Raw genomic sequence first — 16,011 nt, forward strand, 5'->3', positions numbered from 1 at the left:
TCGTCGCGGCGGGGGGCTGTAAGCTTTCCCCTCGCAGGTCCGAGTGGCGGAATGGCAGACGCGCTAGCTTGAGGTGCTAGTCCCCGAGTAGGGGGTGGGGGTTCAAGTCCCCCCTCGGACACACACGAAGGGCCGTCGATCCGACGGCCCTTTTGTCATTCCCGACGACGGGTCGCGCGTGCCCGTCCACCCCTCGAACCGGAGCCTTCGATGCCGCAGGGAACCGTCCGTTGGTTCGACGTGGAGCGCGGTTTCGGCTTCCTCGCCCCCGACGAGGGCTCGCCGGACGTGTTCGTGCACGCCTCCGAGGTCGTCGGGGACGGGACGGTGCTGCGCGAAGGCCAGGCCGTCGTGTTCGAGATCGGCGAGAACGACCGCGGGCCCCAGGCGCTCCGCGTTCGCGTCACCGCCGACGCGGCCGCCGGCAGCACCGTGGGGCTGCTCGGCACCGTGAAGTGGTACGAGCCGGCCAAGGGATACGGCTTCGCGTCGCCGGACGGCGGCGGTCCCGACGTCTTCGTGCACAGCTCGGCGATCGTGACCGGCGGGGTGGTCGCCGAGGGACAGCGGGTGGCCTTCGTGGTGGTCGAGGGCGAGCGCGGCCCGCAGGCCGGACACGTGATCCCGCTCGGAGCCGACGTCGGCCCACCCGCCGCGACCGGCACCGCGGACGGTGCCGACGGCACGGTGGCCTGGTACGACGAGGACAAGGGTTTCGGCTTCATCACCCCCGACTCCGGCGCCGGGGACGTCTTCGTGCACGCCCGCGCCCTGGACGACGGGCTGACGTGGCTCGCGGAGGGCGACCGTGTCGCCTACGACGTGGCCGATGGGGAGAAGGGTCCCCAGGCCCGCGCCGTGGGCTTGGTCCGGGGCGCCGAGCCCCCGGCAGCGCCGCAGCGGTCGGCACCGGCCGCGAGGCCGGGATCGCGGAACGCACCCGCACGAGGCGGCGAGGGCGTCGTCGCGCGCTACGACGAGGAGCGCGGTTTCGGTTTCATCACCCCGGACGCCGGCGGCGACGATCTCTTCCTCCACGTGTCCGTGATCGTGGGGTCGGAGCCGCTGCAGAAGGGCGACCGGGTCCGCTACAAGGTGCGTCAGAGCGACCGGGGCCCGCAGGCCGACCGCGTCGAGCGCCTCTGAGCTCTCGGCCCTACCGGCCGAGGGAGCGATCGTGTTGTTCTCTCGTTCCCGACGACGGGTGCCGTTCCTGCGATCGCGCGGGCTCGGGTTTCGATGCCCAGGTATAGCGATCGGTACACTGGTCGTGTGGCGACCGGCGAGTGGCAGGTCTACGTCGTCGACGACGTGCGGTCCTGGATCGACACGCTCGACGACGTCGCACTGCGGCGCGTCGTGCAAGCCATCGACATGCTCGCCGACCACGGGCCGGGCCTCGGGCGGCCTCTCGTCGACACTCCTGTTCGCCTTCGACCCGTGGCGCGACAGCATCCTGCTCGTTGCCGGGGACAAGTCGGGGCGCTGGAACCAGTGGTATCGCGAGGCCATCCCTCTCGCCGAGCAACGGTACGAGGGCTATCTCAAGGATCGGCGAGACGAGGAGGAGCGCCAGACATGAGTGACCACGTGGCCTGGAGGGACATCCGGTCCGACTACGTCGAGCGTGCCGGCGGGGAGGAGGCCGTGGACGCGGGCAAGCAGGAGCTGCTCGCCGAGGTGGTCGGTCACCGCCTGGCCGAGGTGCGCCGGGCCCGAGGACTGACCCAGCAGCAGGTCGCCGATCGGATGGAGGTCACGAAGGGCCGTGTCTCCCAGATCGAGCGCGGCAAAGTCTCCGGGCAGGAAGTCCTGGCGCGCTACGCGGTGGCCCTCGGGGGTCGGCTCCACCAGGCGATCTACTTCGACGACGGCGACATCAGCGCTATCGCCTGAGCGAGGGCTCTCGCGGAGGCTGCTGCTCAGCCCGGAGATCACCTTCTACGCGACCGCGGCCGCGCAGTCGGCGGGCGCTTGACGCGATCGCGGCCGAACAGGGCAGCGTTGGAGCCGTCCCGCCCGACTCGAACCGCGCGACCGCCGACCGCGAGAGCCGAGGACCGATCGGCGGATGGCAGGCTGTGCGCTCGCCGGCGGCAGAGGAGGTGGGCCGGTGCGGCTCGTCGTCGACCCGGCCCGGCTCGCCCTGGCCGCGGTGCTCGCCGTCGTGTCCACCCACACCGCGATGAACCTGGGCGGTCCCGTCGGGGTCGCGGTCTACGCCGTGGTGATGGCGTGCGTGGTCCTGCTGGCGCTCCCGCTCCTGACCGACCTGCTCGAGAGGGCACCGTCCTGGGTCGCGCCGACGCTCGTCGTCCTCGGCCTGGCCGTGCTGATCGTCGGCTTCGTCCACGGCGTCCCGCCGTCCTGGGCCTATCCGCTGGGTGCGGGCAGTGACCGGGCCGACGCCCTCGACGTCGGGCTCGCGCGCCTCGCGGCCGGGCTCTACCCGTACACCGGTTTGACCTACCTGCAGAACCCGATCACGCCACTGCCCGGGTCGCTGGTCCTCGCCGCGCCGTTCTGGTGGCTGACCGGGTCGTCGGCCGCCCAGAACGTCTTCTGGACGGCCGCCCTGCTCCCCGTGCTGTGCGGCGGGTGGCGCCTGCGTCGGGAGGCGACGGTGCTGTGGCTGCTCGTCGTGATGGGCTGCCTGGAGGCCGGGCGCGAGTACCTCGTGGGCGACGACCTCGTGACGAGCGTCGTCCCCGCCGTGGCCGCCACGGTCTGGGTCCTGCACGCCCGGTCCCCCCGGGTCCTGGCAGCGGCCGCGGTCGCCCTCGGGATCGCGACCTGCACCCGGCCGCACCTCGCGCTCGTCGTCGTGATCGTCGCCGTGGCGGTCGGGCTGCGGGCCGGGCGACGCCGGGCGCTCCTGGTCGGCGGGGTCGCGGCGGCGACGTGGGCGGTGCTGATCGTGCCGTTCCTCCTCGGCGGTCCGGGGCGCTTCTCGCCGCTGCACGTGGGCGCCAAGGTCACCGGCGAGCGCGGCGTGCACCCGGCGATCGTCGTGATCACCGTTGTGGCCCTCGGGCTGCTCGCCGCGTTCCTGCGGTGGCTGCGGCCGGCCACCGACGCGGCCGTCGGCTGGTGCGCCGCCGCGGTGCTGTTCGCGCCGACCGTGCTCTCGGCCGGGCTGTGGCTGCTGCTCACCGGCGGCGTGTGGGACGCGGACCTGACCCTGGGGGCCGGTGCCGTGCCGTTCGCGGCGTGGGCGGTGGCCGTCCGGGATCGGTCGCCGTCGCTCGCGCGAGGGGAAGAGCCGGTCGCTCTAGCCTGCTGAGGGTTCCCCTCGCGCCACGGGGGCCGGCGAGAGGACGATGACCCGGTGCACGCCGCCGTGCCCCCGCCGCCGTCCCCGGTGTTCCTGCCCTGGGGGCCGTCGCACCTCGCCGTCCTGGCGATCACGGTCCTGGGGGCGGTCGCCCTCGTCGTGATCGGGCGGCGGGCCGGCGTCCGGACGGTCCGCGTGACGGGCCTGGTGCTCGCCGGCGTGCTCGTGCTGATGACGGCCGGGTACCAGATCAGCGCGTTCGACCCGGCGCACCCGTGGCTGACCCTGCCGCTGCAGCTCTCCGACCTCGCGCCCTACGCCGCCGCCTACGCGGTGGTGTCCGGGCGCCCGTGGGCCTACGCGCTGACGTACTACTGGGGTCTGACGCTGAGCGTCCAGGCCCTGCTCACCCCGGCCCTCGGCGGCGGCGACTTCCCGGCGCCGTCGTTCCTGGTGTTCTTCACCGACCACGTGCTGGTCGTGTGGATCGCGGTGCTGCTCACGTGGGGCATGCGGCGCCGCCCGACGTGGCACGACTACCGGTTCGCGCTGGCGGCGACCGTCGTGTGGGCCGCCCCGACGCAGGTGGTCAACGCGCTGTCCGGCGCGAACTACGGCTACCTCGACCACAAGCCCGAGACCGCCTCGCTGCTGAACCTGCTCGGGCCCTGGCCGTGGTATCTGCTGGTCGAGGCGGTCCTCGTCGTCGGGATCTGGGCGCTGATCACGCTCCCGTGGCAGCGCTCGACGGGGACGCGCCCTGCCGGAAGCGGCCGAAGCTGGTGGCCACGTCCGCGGTCGTCATCACGTTCGGCAGTATCGCCGACGGCACCTGCGCCACCCCCTCCGGAGAGTCCTCCCAGGTCTCGCCGCGGCCCGTCGGCGTGAGGTCGAGCAGCGAGGTCACGAAGGCCAGGTGCTCGATGCCCCGTCCGGTCGTCGCGTACGAGCGGTAGATCTGCGCGCCGTTCCGCACGAAGATCGTGAAGGCGAATCCCTCGCCCGCGCCGGTGTCGGTCGAGAACGAGGTGCCCCGGGAGGACACGGCGGGCATCGTCCAGCCCCGGTCCTGCCAGTAGCTCCGGATCTGCTCGAGCGGCATGTCCGAGATGTGCAGCCAGGTGACGTCGTGCTCGGCGAGCAGCCGCGGCGCGCTCGCGGGGACGTTGTCGGTGAACCAGGTGCAGCCGCCGCAGTAGCGGTCGGGTCCGCGGTCCATGAACTGGTAGACGGCGAGCGTGCCGCGGCCGTCGAAGAGATCGAGCAGGGTCCGGGGGCCGTCCGGGGTCGCGAAGACGTGGTCGGAGGGGAACGGCGTCACCGGGAGCCGACGACGGCGGGCCGCGACGGCGTCCCGGGCGTGGGTGAGGTCCTTCTCGGCGGTGAGCAGGTCGGCGCGGGCGCGTTCCCATTCCTCGGTGCTGACGACGGTGGTCATGGCTGGGTCTCCTGGGTCTGCTGGTCGAGATGGTCGGACAGTGCGGCGAGCGGGCCGTCCCAGTCGCGGGCCAGGGCGGCGAGGTAGCGCTGCGCCGTGCGCATGGGCGCCGACCGCAGTCGGTGCCGGATGCGGCGCCGCTCCCCCGGCTCGGTGGTGACGAGGCCCGCCTCCGCCAGCCGGTCGAGGTGCTTGGTGACGGCCTGGCGGGAGATCGGCACGCGGCCCGCGAGGTCGGTCGCGGTGGACGGGCCGTGCGCGGCCAGGTCGGCGAGGATCACGCGCCGGGTGGGGTCGGCGAGTGCGGCGAAGACCGCCTCGGCGACGCTCTCGTCGGTCCCCTCAGGCGGCATGGACGCCGTCGAGGTGGGCGGCCAGGTCGCCGAGCTCGTGGGCCCAGCCCGCCGTGTTGCCGCTGTGCGCCGAGGCGTGCTCCTCCGGGCCGAGCTGGGCGAAGCCGGTCTCGACGACCTGCAGCCGGGTGCCGGCGCCCGTCGGCTCCAGGATGAACTCGACGTAGGTCCGCCGCGGGTCCTCCTGCGGCAGGCCGGCGATCCGCCAGGTGAAGCCGAACACGCGGGGCTCCTCGACGCGCTCCACCCGCAGCTGCTGGTCGTGGCCCTCGGCGGTCCAGACGACGCGGGCGGCGCCGCCCGGGCGCAGGTCGATCTCGGCGCGGTCGCCGAACCACGCGGCGAGGCCATCGGCGGTGGTGATCGCGCTCCAGACCCGCTCCGGCGGGTGGGCGAGATCGATGCTGCGCTCGATCCGGTCGGGGAATCCCATGTCGCCTCCTGGTGCAACCGTGCGATTGCGATAAAAGCTATGGCAACCGGAGAGTTGCGTCAAGGGGCTGTGTCCGCGCTACTCCCCCGTCTCGCCGTCGGCCGCCTCGCGGAGCAGGTCGGCGTGGCCGTTGTGTCGGGCGTACTCCTCGATCATGTGGACGAGGATCCAGCGCAGGTTCATCGCCGGGGGTGGCTTCGGGTCGACGGCGAGGTGGTCGAGCCCGCCGTCGGCCAGTGCCTCGGCCACCCGCTCCCGGGAGCGCGCCACGGAGGTCTCCCACTGCGCGAGCAGTTCCTCCGGGGGCCGGTCGGCCGCCCACCGCCAGGCCTCCCGGTCGGTGTCCCAGGGCGGGGGCGGCGGCAGGCCCGCGAGATCCTCGGTGAACCAGCTGTCCTCGACCTGGGCCAGGTGCCCGAGGAGCCCGCCGAGGGTGATCGTCGAGGCCCCGACCGTGGTACGGAGCCCCTCGGCGTCGAGCCCGGCGCACTTCCAGCGCAGCGTCGCCCGTCCGAACTCGAGGAAGCCGAGCAGCGTCGCGGTCTCGTCACCCCGCATCGGCGGCTCGGGGCGACCGCGCAGGTCGAAGTCGTTCACGGTGCGTTGACTATCAGCGACCCCCGACAGTCACCGTGTCGCCCAGATGGGAGTCCCCTTCCGTTCCTGGGCCGGATGGAGCAGGGTCGCGGGCGTGACGAGCACCGAGCACCCCGCCACCGAGGACCGACCGGCTCCGCTCGGGCTGCGCCGCGACGGCCTGGACCCGGACCCGGAGGTCACGGAGCTGCGCGAACGGGACGGGGTGTGCCCGGTGACGACGCTCGCCGGCCACCGTGCCGAGCTCGTGGCCGGGTTCCAGGACGCTCGGCGGGTGCACGGCGACCCGGCGTTCAGCTTCGAGGCGGTGCCGCCCCCGCCGGGCATGAGCGCGTACGTCGATTCCGAGGAACTGCTGCGCCGCCGCGCCGGGATGCTGCTGGCGATCGACCCGCCGCACCACACCCGACTGCGCCGCATGCTCACCGGCCGCTTCACCGTCCGCGCGATGAAGGCGCTCGAGCCGCGCGTCACGACGATCGTCGACGACGCCCTCGAGCGGATGACCGCCGGTGGCCCGCCCGCCGACCTGGTCGCCGACTTCGCCCTGCCGGTGCCCTCGCTGGTGATCTGCGAGCTCCTCGGCGTCCCGTACGCCGACCGCGACGAGTTCCAGGAGCGGGCGGCCCGCACCCTCGAGTCCGACCTGAGCCCGCGCGAGCGCTCCCAGGTGATCGACGCGTCGCGCGCCTACATGGGCGGCCTCGTCGAGCGTGCCCGTCGCGACCCCGGCGACGACCTCATCGGGATGCTCATCCGAGAGCACGGCGACCGCTCGGCGGACGAGGGCGGCATCGACGACGACGAGCTCGCCGGCCTGGCCAACCTGCTGCTCGTGGCCGGCCACGAGACGACCTCGAACGTCATCGCCCTCGGTACCCTCGCCGTCCTCACCGACCCCGACCAGATGGCGGCGCTCCGGGCCGCCGTGGACGCGGATGAGCCCGCTCCGCTGAACGCCGCGGTCGAGGAGATGCTGCGCTTCATCTCGCCGGTCTCGGCCGGGTTCCCGCGCATGGCGACCGACGACGTCGCCGTCGGCAGCCACGACGTCCCGTCCGGGACGCTGATGACCGCCTCGCTGTGCGCGGCCAACCGGGACCCGGCGCTGGGCGGCGGCGACCTCGAGCACCTGGACCTGACGCGCGCGCCGCTGCCGCATGTCGCGTTCGGCTACGGCATCCACCACTGCCTCGGGGCCCCGCTCGCCCGGATCGAGCTGCGGATCGCGTTCACCGCGCTGCTGCGCCGGCTGCCGGACCTGGCCCTCGCCGTCGATCCGTCGGACCTGCGCTACCGGCAGGACAACCTGATCCACGGCGTGGAGGCCCTGCCGGTCACCTGGTGAGGCGTCAACGCGGCGCGACGCGCTCCCGGTTCAGTTCGGCGTAGCGGTCGGGCAGGACGAGCCGGGGCGCGCCGTCCGCGCCGAGCTCCAGCCCGGGCATGACCGGCTCCGGGATCGGGCGGTCGGCGGCGTCGACGATGTCGCCGACCGAGTGGTGCTGCGCCAGCTCGAGGAACGTGCAGTACTGCGGCGGGAGCATCGCCACCGACTCGCCGGCCGCGGCCAGCGCCGCCTCGACACCCAGCCAACCGGCGGCGTCGGACTCCGTCGACCCGGCCGCCGCGCGCTGGCCCGCCGGGCTCGCCGTCACGAAGAAGAACGTCCGGTAGCGGCGCGGCTCGAACTCCGGGGTGATCCAGCAGGTCCACGCCCGGAGCAGATCCGTGCGGACGACGAGGCCGCGCTCGCGCAGGACGTCGGTGAACGCCGTCTCCCGGGCCTCCAGGGCGCGCCGCGCCTCGGCCCACTCGGGTCCGGAGGTGTCGGAGACGACGGAGTCCGCGTCCGGTCCGGCCAGCAGCACCCCCGACTCCTCGAACGTCTCCCGGATCGCCGCGCACACCACCGCGCGGGCCGCGGACACGTCGTCGAGTCCCAGGCGCTGTGCCCACGCGGACGGCGAGGGGCCGACCCACCCGACGTCGTCGGTGGCATCACGCGGATCGACGCCCCCACCGGGGAAGACGACCATGCCGCCGGCGAAGGCCATCTGGGTGCGGCGGCGCATGAGGAACGCCTCGGGGCCGTCCTGGCCGTCGCGCAGCAGGATCGTCGAGGCGGCGACCTTCGCCTCGACCGGCGCCGCGGCCCGGGCGCTGTACTCCGCGAGCTGGTCGGCGAAGCCCGGCGGCAGGGCGGTCGGGTCCATCGTCATGGCCCCATCTGATCACACGGCGGCGCTCAGCCCAGGGCATCGAGGTCGAGCGTCACGGACGCGACGAGTGCCAGGAGGTCTCGTCCTGGAACCACGCCCCCGCCGCGCACACCGCGTCGTCGGCGCCGGTCGGACCGGTGAGCTGCATCCCGACCGGCATGCCCGACGACGGGTGCGGTCCGACGGGCACCGTGAGCGTCGGCCCGCGGTGCACCGCCCACGGCGCGGTCAGCTCGCCGATGCGCTTCGTGAGCGCGAGGACGTCGGGGTCGTCGCCGATGCGCGGGACGTCGACCGGCACCGTCGGGGTCAGCAGCACCTCGACCTCGGCGAGCAGGGCGTCCACGCCGGCCCGGAACGCGGCGAGGCGGTCCATCGCGGCGGCCCGGTCGGCGGCGGTGAAGTCGAGCCCGAGCCGCAGCCGGGTGAGGGTGTCGGGCTGGAACCGCTCGGGGGCGTCGCGCAGGCGCTCGGCGTGGAACGCGGCGAGATCGTGGTAGACGACGACGTAGAGGTCGTCGCGGACGGTCTCCAGCCCCGGGACGGTCACCTCCCGCACCGTCGCGCCGGCGTCGGCGAAGACCCGCGTGGCCTCGTCGATCCGTGCGGCGACCCCGGCCTCGACCGGGACCCCCGCCAGGCCGACGATCCCGACGACGTCGGGTCGGCGCGGCTCCGGGACGACCGGCTCGCGGCCGGTGAGCACCGCCGTGACCAGCGCCGCGTCGCGTGCGGTCCGGGTCAGCGGCCCGGTCGCGTCGGTCTCCTGGCAGCACGGGAAGACGCCGTCCTCGGGCACCGTCCCGTAGGTCGGCCGGAGCCCGGTCACCCCGCACATCGCCGCGGGCAGCCGCACCGAGCCGCCGGTGTCGGTGCCCAGCGCGGCGTCGACGAGCCCGCCCGCCACTGCCGCGCCGGAGCCCCCGCTCGACCCGCCGGGGAGCCGCGTCGGGTCCCACGGGTTGACGACGCCGCCGTGCACCGAGTTCTGCGAGGTCACACCCAGCGCGAACTCGGCCATGTTCAGCGTCGCGACGACGCCGGCGCCCGCCGCCCGCAGCCGGGTGACCACCTCGGCGTCGTGCTCGGCCACGTGGTCGACGAAGAACGCCGAGGCCCGGGTCGAGCGCACGCCGGCCACGGCCACGTTGTCCTTCACCCCGACCCGCCACCCGGCGAGCGGCCCGGTCGTGCCCGGGGACGCGTCGATGGGGGTGACGACGGCGTTGAGGTCGGTGACGGTCATGCGTCCGCGATCTTGGGGACGACCTCGCCGAGCAGCTCGATCGAGTGCAGCAGGTCCGCGTGGCGCAGCCGCGGGTTCGTCATCTGCAGGTTGATCCGGTCGACCCCGCCGAGCTGCTCGGAGATGCGCGCCAGCTTGGTGGCCACCTGGTCCGGATCGCCGACCACGTACGCGCCGTCGGGCCCGCGGGTCGCGTCGAACTGGCGGCGGGTGGGCGGCATGCCGCCGCGTTCGCGGGCGATCGTCGTGAACATCGCCTCCCAGCCCGGGTAGAACGCGTTGGTCGCCTTGGCGACGTCGTCGCCGAGGAACCCGAAGCAGTGCAGGCCGACCTTGAGCTGGGCCGGGTCGTGCCCGCCCTGCTCCCCCGCGCGCCGGTAGAGGTCGATCAACGGGGCGAACTGCCGGGGCTCGCCGCCGATGATCGCGACCATCAGCGGCAGGCCCAGCAGTCCGGCCCGCACGAACGACTCGGGCGAGCCGCCCACCCCGACCCACACCGGCAGCGGGTCCTGTGCCGGGCGCGGGAAGACCGGCTGGTCGTTCAACGCCGGGCGGTGCTTGCCCGACCACGTGACCCGCTCGCTGCGCGTCAGCGCCACGAGCAGGTCGAGCTTCTCGGTGAAGAGCTCGTCGTAGTCGTCGAAGGACAGCCCGAACAGCGGGAACGCCTCGGTGAACGACCCCCGCCCGACGACGAGCTCCACCCGGCCGCCCGAGATCAGGTCGACCGTGGCGTACTCCTGGAAGACGCGCACGGGGTCGGCGGCCGACAGCACCGTCACCGCCGAGCGGAGCCGGATCTGCCGGGTGCGCGCCGCCGCGGCCGCGAGGATGACCCCGGGCGCGGCGTCGTAGTACTCGGCGCGGTGGTGCTCGCCGATCCCGTAGGAGTAGAGCCCGGCCCGGTCGGCCGTCTCGATCTCCTCGAGCAGGTGCTGGAATCGCTCGACCGGCCCGACGACCGCCTCGGTGTCGGGGTCGGTGACCTTCGCGACGAAGCTGTCGACGCCGACCTTCACAGCGTGGCTGCCAGGCGCTGCGCCAGCTTCCCGACGAAGGCCGACGGCTCCTTGAGCTCCCCGCCCTCGGCCAGCAGGGCCATGTCGTAGAGCAGCGAGGCGGTGTCGGCGATGCCGGTGTCCTCGGGCTTGGCCTCGTGGGCGGACCTGAGGTTCTCGACGAGCGGGTGCTTCGGGTTGAGCTCCAGCGCCCGCTTCTGGACCGGCACCTCCTGGCCCATCGAGCGCATCATCTGCTCGAGCTGCGGCGGGATGCCGCCGACCTCGCCGACGAGGCAGGCGGGCGAGGTGGTCAGCCGCGTCGAGAGCCGGACCTCGGAGACGTCGTCGGCGAGCGTCGTCGTCATCCAGGTCAGCAGGTCCTCGTAGCCCTCGGGCTTCTCGGCGTCGTCGCCCAGGTCGACGTCGCCCTGCGAGATCGAGGCGAACGGCTTCGCGTCGTCACCGGAGCCGAACGCCGGGACCATCCCGACCCACACCTCGTCGACCTGGTCGGTGAGCAGCAGGACCTCGTATCCCTTGGCGCGGAACGCCTCGATGTGCGGGGAGTTCTCCACGCTCGCGCGGGACTCGCCGGTCACGTAGTAGATCGACTCCTGCCCCTCGGGCATCCGCTCGACGTACTCGGCGAGGGTCGTGAGCTTCTCCGGGTCGTGCGTGGAGGCGAAGGTCGAGGCCTCGAGGATGGCCTGGGTGTTCTCCTGGTCGGTGAGCAGGCCCTCCTTCACCGCGCGGCCGCACTCGGACCAGAACGTCGTGTACTTCTCGGCGTCCTCGGAGCGCATCGACGTGATCGTCTGCAGCACCCGCTTCACCAGCCGCTTGCGGATCAGCTGGATCTGGCGGTCCTGCTGGAGGATCTCGCGGGAGACGTTGAGCGAGAGATCCTGGGCGTCGACGACACCCTTGACGAAGCGCAGGTACTCCGGGACCAGCGCCTCGCAGTCCTCCATGACGAACACGCGCTTGACGTAGAGCTGCACGCCGCGCTTGGCGTCGCGCATGTAGAGGTCCATCGGCGCGTGGGCCGGCAGGAACAGCAGCGCCTGGTACTCGAAGGTGCCCTCGCCGGTGAACCGCATGGTCTCCAGCGGCTCCTGCCAGTCGTGCGAGACGTGGCGGTAGAACTCGGCGTACTCCTCGTCGCTGACCTCCGAGCGCGGGCGCGCCCACAGGGCCTTGCGGGAGTTGATCGGCTCGAGGGAGGAGTCCTGGGTCTCCTCGTCCTCGGAGTCGTCCTCCTCGGCCCCCTCGACGGCCTCCGGCGCACCCGGGTTCAGCAGGATCGGCCAGGTGATGAAGTCCGAGTAGCGCTTGACGATGCGCTTGACGACGGTGGGGTCGGCGTAGTCGTGCAGGCTGTCCTCGGCGTCCTCCGCCTTCAGGTGCACCGTGATGCTGGTGCCCTGCGGGGCGTCCGGGACCTCGGCGAGCTCGTAGGTGCCCTCGCCGGTCGACTCCCAGTGGACCCCGCTCTCGGTGCCCGCCCGGCGAGTGGTCATCTCGACCTTGTCGGCGACCATGAAGCTCGAGTAGAAGCCGATGCCGAACTGGCCGATCAGCTCGGCGCGCGTCTCCTCGCTGACCTCCTCGCCGCTGCCCTGCGCCTCACGCAGCTTCGCCAGCGTCTCCGCGGTGCCCGACTTCGCGATCGTCCCGATCAGGCTCACGACGTCGTCGCGGCTCATGCCGATGCCGTTGTCGCTGATCGTGAACGTGCGGTTCTCCGCGTCGGTCCGCAGCTCGATGTGCAGGTCCGAGGTGTCCACTCCGAGGTCCTTGTCCCGGTAGGACTCCATGCGCAGCTTGTCCAGCGCGTCGGAGCCGTTCGAGATCAGCTCCCGCAGGAACACGTCCTTGTCGGAGTAGATCGAGTGGATCATCAGCTGCAGCAGCTGACGGGCCTCGGCCTGGAACTCGATCGTCTCGCTCATCGCTGTACTGCGTCCTCTCCTGGATCGTCCTCGGGGGTCGATCGCCACGATATCGGCGGACTCGTCCGAACCGGCGCCCCGTGTCGACGTCGCCGGTCAGAGGTCGAGTGCGACGCGCAGCGCCGTATCGACGCGGGCGAGGGTCAGGGCGTCCAGCCGGCCGGCCCGATGTGCGAACCAGGCCCGGTACAGCCTGCCAGCAGGGCGCGGCACGTCAGGACGTCGAGACGCCGCTCCAGCACGGCGCCGACGGGCCACTGCGCTGCCAGGTCGGCGAGCTCGTCGGCGACCTCCGCACACTCCCGGGAGGAGAGTTCCCACCCCTGCGCCACGAGGCCGGACCGAACGGCTTCCCCGAACTCCGATCGATCCATCGCCAGTTCGGCGACGCGCGTCGTCGTGGTGGCCCGGTGCGAGCTCAAGCCGGCGAAACCGCGGCCGCACCCACAGCCGCCGTCGGGATCCCGGCGGTCCGTCGCGCACACCTCCCCGATGCGGACGAGTTCGCCCTCGATCGCCCAGTGGTAGTCGTTCTCCCGCGTGCCCTGGGTCTGCCCCGTGGCCACCAGTACCTTCATCGGCCCTCCTCGGTCGGTCGACCGATGAACTACCAGGGCGCACCGACAGCCTCGGCCGGTCCGGACGGCCCGTGATCGCGAAGTGTGCGGCGGGATACGTCAGAACTGACGCTTTCCGCGCCACAGATGTGGATCATGGTTCGTGGGGCGCTCGGCAAGATCAATTGCCTGGGGTCGACGGGCCCGGTCGCCTCCGGGAGACAGGCGTGACCCTGGGTGAGCGACGGCGGAGGGGTCGCTGACCTGGTCGGCCGCCCCGCCGACCTACCATGGGCCGTTCGGAACAATCGAGTTGGGAGCTGTGCGATGGCGGGCGGGGACGGGACGGCGTTCGAGAAGCAGGTGCTCGAGGCCTCGGAGCGTCTCTCCGGCATTGCCGAGATCACGCCGCTGCAGTACAACCCGCGCCTGTCCGCCGACTCCGGCGCCAACGTCTGGTTCAAGCGCGAGGACCTCCAGGTCGGGCGCTCCTACAAGCTCCGCGGCGCCTACAACCTGATCTCCCAGCTCGACGACGAGGCCCGCGCGGCCGGGGTGGTCTGCGCGAGCGCCGGCAACCACGCGCAGGGCTTCGCGTTCGCCTGCCAGGCCCACCGTGTGCGCGGGCGCGTCCTCATCCCGAGCACCACCCCCCGCCAGAAGCGCGAGCGGATCACCGCGCTCGGCGGCGACATGGTCGACCTGGTCGTCCAGGGCGACACCTACGACGAGGCGTCAGCGGCGGCGACCGCCTTCGCCGAGGACACCGGCGCCACCCTGGTTCCGGCGTTCGACGACAGCCGGACGGTCGCGGGACAGGCGACGCTGATCGCCGAGATCGTCGAACAGCTCGGGCACGCACCTGACGTCGTCGTCGTGCCCGTCGGCGGGGGCGGCCTCCTCGCGGGCACGGCCACGTGGCTGGCGTCGGCATACCCGCGGACCCGGGTCATCGGGGTGGAGCCTTCCGGCGCGCGCAACGTCGCCGCCGCCCTGCACGCCGGCAGCCCGGTGATGCTCGACGAGGACGGGTTCGACCGCTTCGTCGACGGCGCGGCCGTGCGCAAGGCGGGCGCGGTGACGTTCCCGCTGATCCGGCGCTCCGGTGCGCAGCTGCTCGCCGTCGACGAGGGTCTGGTCTGCACCGAGATGCTCGCGCTGTACCAGACCGAGGGCATCATCGCCGAGCCCGCGGGCGCCATGGCGGGCGCCGCGCTGCGCTCCGACGGCCCGGAGCTCGACCTCACCCCGGGCGAGACCGTGGTCGCCATCCTCTCCGGCGGCAACAACGACGTCTCCCGCTACGCCGAGGTCATCGAGCGCTCGCTGCGCTTCCAGGGCCTCAAGCACTACTTCCTGGTGGAGTTCCCGCAGGAGCCCGGTGCGTTGCGGCGCTTCCTCGACGAGGTGCTCGGGCCGGACGACGACATCACGCGGTTCGAGTACGTCAAGCGCGACAACCGGGAGTCCGGGACGGCCCTCGTCGGGGTCGAGATCGGGCGGCGCGCCGACTACGAGCCGCTGCTCGAGCGGATGGCACGCTCGCCGCTGGAGATCGAGGCGCTCGAGCCCGGCTCGCCCGCGTTCCGCTTCCTCGTCTAGGTGGCCTCCGGCCTCGTGAGCGGTAATCCGTGCCAGAGCACGGATTACTGCTCACGAGCGCGGAGCGCACCTCGCTCGCGGGACACCGGCACCACGGCGATCGCCACGAGCGGGGCGATCGCGGCCGCCGCGAAGCCGACCCCGTAGCTCGTCGCGCCGATGATCGCCCCGAGCACGGGCGGGGCGGCCGAGGCGACGACGTTCTGGGTGGTGTTCTGCACGCCGAGCGCCCGGCCGGACCACGCCTGGCCGGCCATCTCGGCCGTCGAGACGAACGCGAGCCCGTTGTCGGCCACCGTCACGATCGCCCCGACGACGATCGCCGCGATCGCGATGACCGGCACCCATGCCGATCCCACCGCGAACCCCAGCATCACCAGCACGGACCCGAGGGCGAGCTGGCGCATCGGGCGCAGCCGGGAGCCGACGCGGTCGGACCACCAGCCCGTCGCGATCCGCCCGACGGCGCCGAGGATCTGCGCGACGGCCACGAACACCCCGGCGACCCCGGGTGACCAGTGCTGCTCGCGCACCAGGTACTCCAGCGCGAACGCCGAGATCGCGAACTGCGGCAGCACGAGCAGCGCCGACGACGCGTGCAGCCGGTAGAGCGTCGGCGTGCGGTAGGGGTTGCCGGTCGGCTCGTGTGCGGCCGGGGCGTGCCGCGGGGCGTCCTGGGCGACCACGACGACGAGCACCGCCGCGATCAGGCAGGCCAGCCCGGTCCAGCCGAGCGCGACGAACGAGCCCTGCGTCGTGGCGAGCACGGGCAGGACCAGGGCGGCGAGCGCGACCCCGAGCGGCTGTGCGGTCTGGCGGATGCCCATCGCGATGCCGCGCTCGTCGACGGTGAACCAGCCCATGATCAGCCGACCGCTCGCCGCGTTCACCGACGCCGCGCCCATCCCGCCGACGCCGAGCAGCAGCGCGATCGTCACGAGCGACGAGGGCGGGGACAGGGCGACGCCGCCGACGACGAGCCCGGCCACCCCGAGCCCGATGGCCATCGGGAACCGCTCCCCCACCCGGTCCACCACGAAGCCCCACGCGACCAGCGTGAGCAGCAGGCCCGTCGTCGGGGCGGCGACCATGACGCCGGCCTCGGCGAGCGAGAGGCCCCGCTCGTCGCGCAGCGTCGGGATCAGGAACGGGATGCCGTAGACGAAGGACGACGCCGCGGTCTGGGCGAGCACCCCGACGGCGAGGATCGCCCACCGTCGCCGTGGCCGACCCGGGCTGGTGGCGAGATCGGTCGCGGGTTCGGCGCTCACGAGTCGTCAGCATGCCTCACGAGTGCTCATCATGCGAAACGCGAGTCTCACGATATGGGACA

16 protein-coding genes, 1 tRNA gene and 1 pseudogene are annotated in these 16,011 nt (G+C 72.9%); 8 read left to right on the plus strand and 10 right to left on the minus strand.

Annotated features, from left to right (window positions below; genetic code table 11):
- Positions 1-37: 37 nt before the first annotated feature.
- From LQ327_RS16615 to LQ327_RS16655, 6 genes are all read left to right on the plus strand, one after another.
- Positions 38-121, plus strand: a tRNA-Leu gene (locus tag LQ327_RS16615).
- 89 nt (positions 122-210) lie between these two features.
- The gene (locus LQ327_RS35245) at positions 211-1,146 is read left to right on the plus strand and encodes a cold-shock protein (RefSeq protein WP_372460689.1); all 936 of its coding nucleotides are present in this window, start codon (positions 211-213) and stop codon (positions 1,144-1,146) included.
- Between the two features lie 124 nt (positions 1,147-1,270).
- On the plus strand, positions 1,271-1,582 hold the full coding sequence (locus LQ327_RS16640) for a type II toxin-antitoxin system RelE/ParE family toxin (RefSeq protein WP_308286332.1): 312 nt from the start codon (positions 1,271-1,273) through the stop codon (positions 1,580-1,582).
- Positions 1,579-1,896 (plus strand): helix-turn-helix domain-containing protein, encoded by a 318-nt coding sequence (locus tag LQ327_RS16645; protein WP_230735629.1) that lies wholly within the window; start codon positions 1,579-1,581, stop codon positions 1,894-1,896. Before LQ327_RS16640 ends, LQ327_RS16645 begins: the two co-directional genes overlap by 4 nt.
- A 175-nt stretch (positions 1,897-2,071) precedes the next feature.
- Positions 2,072-3,283, plus strand: coding sequence for a hypothetical protein (locus LQ327_RS16650; RefSeq protein ID WP_230735631.1), 1,212 nt, complete (start codon positions 2,072-2,074; stop codon positions 3,281-3,283).
- Positions 3,284-3,328: 45 nt separating this feature from the next.
- Entirely contained in the window at positions 3,329-4,162 is an 834-nt protein-coding gene (locus LQ327_RS16655; RefSeq protein ID WP_230735633.1) for a YwaF family protein, read from the plus strand.
- Positions 4,163-4,196: 34 nt separating this feature from the next.
- On the opposite strand, the pseudogene LQ327_RS16660 reads toward LQ327_RS16655, so the two are convergent.
- The 4 genes and pseudogenes from LQ327_RS16660 to LQ327_RS16675 form a co-directional block, all read right to left on the minus strand.
- A pseudogene (locus LQ327_RS16660) lies at positions 4,197-4,712 on the minus strand (DUF899 family protein); the annotation flags it as partial.
- On the minus strand, positions 4,709-5,065 hold the full coding sequence (locus tag LQ327_RS16665) for an ArsR/SmtB family transcription factor (protein ID WP_230735635.1): 357 nt from the start codon (positions 5,063-5,065) through the stop codon (positions 4,709-4,711). The pseudogene LQ327_RS16660 and the gene LQ327_RS16665, both read right to left, overlap by 4 nt.
- The gene (locus tag LQ327_RS16670; protein WP_230735637.1) at positions 5,055-5,498 is read right to left on the minus strand and encodes an SRPBCC domain-containing protein; all 444 of its coding nucleotides are present in this window, start codon (positions 5,496-5,498) and stop codon (positions 5,055-5,057) included. Before LQ327_RS16670 ends, LQ327_RS16665 begins: the two co-directional genes overlap by 11 nt.
- Before the next feature lie 78 nt (positions 5,499-5,576).
- Positions 5,577-6,095, minus strand: a complete 519-nt coding sequence (locus LQ327_RS16675; RefSeq protein WP_230735640.1) for a DinB family protein — start codon at positions 6,093-6,095, stop codon at positions 5,577-5,579.
- Between the two features lie 94 nt (positions 6,096-6,189).
- Between LQ327_RS16675 and LQ327_RS16680 the strand changes: the two genes are divergently transcribed.
- Positions 6,190-7,443: a cytochrome P450 gene (locus LQ327_RS16680; protein ID WP_230735642.1), complete on the plus strand. Its 1,254-nt coding sequence runs from the start codon at positions 6,190-6,192 to the stop codon at positions 7,441-7,443.
- 4 nt (positions 7,444-7,447) lie between these two features.
- Here LQ327_RS16680 and LQ327_RS16685 read toward each other — a convergent pair whose 3' ends face one another.
- From LQ327_RS16685 to LQ327_RS16705, 5 genes are all read right to left on the minus strand, one after another.
- Entirely contained in the window at positions 7,448-8,317 is an 870-nt protein-coding gene (locus tag LQ327_RS16685) for an NUDIX hydrolase (RefSeq protein WP_230735644.1), read from the minus strand.
- A 52-nt stretch (positions 8,318-8,369) separates the two neighbouring features.
- Positions 8,370-9,563, minus strand: coding sequence for an amidase (locus LQ327_RS16690; RefSeq protein ID WP_230735646.1), 1,194 nt, complete (start codon positions 9,561-9,563; stop codon positions 8,370-8,372).
- Positions 9,560-10,585 (minus strand): LLM class flavin-dependent oxidoreductase, encoded by a 1,026-nt coding sequence (locus tag LQ327_RS16695; RefSeq protein WP_230735648.1) that lies wholly within the window; start codon positions 10,583-10,585, stop codon positions 9,560-9,562. Before LQ327_RS16695 ends, LQ327_RS16690 begins: the two co-directional genes overlap by 4 nt.
- Positions 10,582-12,519 (minus strand): molecular chaperone HtpG, encoded by a 1,938-nt coding sequence (htpG, locus tag LQ327_RS16700; protein ID WP_230735650.1) that lies wholly within the window; start codon positions 12,517-12,519, stop codon positions 10,582-10,584. The genes LQ327_RS16695 and htpG overlap by 4 nt, the downstream gene beginning before the upstream one ends.
- A 143-nt stretch (positions 12,520-12,662) precedes the next feature.
- Positions 12,663-13,097, minus strand: coding sequence for a DUF7715 family protein (locus LQ327_RS16705; protein WP_230735652.1), 435 nt, complete (start codon positions 13,095-13,097; stop codon positions 12,663-12,665).
- Positions 13,098-13,403: 306 nt separating this feature from the next.
- On the opposite strand from LQ327_RS16705, the gene ilvA reads away from it, so the two are divergent.
- Positions 13,404-14,678: a threonine ammonia-lyase IlvA gene (gene ilvA / locus LQ327_RS16710; protein WP_230735653.1), complete on the plus strand. Its 1,275-nt coding sequence runs from the start codon at positions 13,404-13,406 to the stop codon at positions 14,676-14,678.
- 44 nt (positions 14,679-14,722) lie between these two features.
- Here ilvA and LQ327_RS16715 read toward each other — a convergent pair whose 3' ends face one another.
- A complete protein-coding gene (locus LQ327_RS16715) occupies positions 14,723-15,949 on the minus strand; it encodes an MFS transporter (protein ID WP_230735656.1) in 1,227 nt (408 codons plus the stop codon).
- Positions 15,950-16,011: the final 62 nt, after the last annotated feature.

Source organism: Actinomycetospora endophytica, assembly GCF_021026375.1.
Lineage (GTDB): Bacteria > Actinomycetota > Actinomycetes > Mycobacteriales > Pseudonocardiaceae > Actinomycetospora > Actinomycetospora endophytica.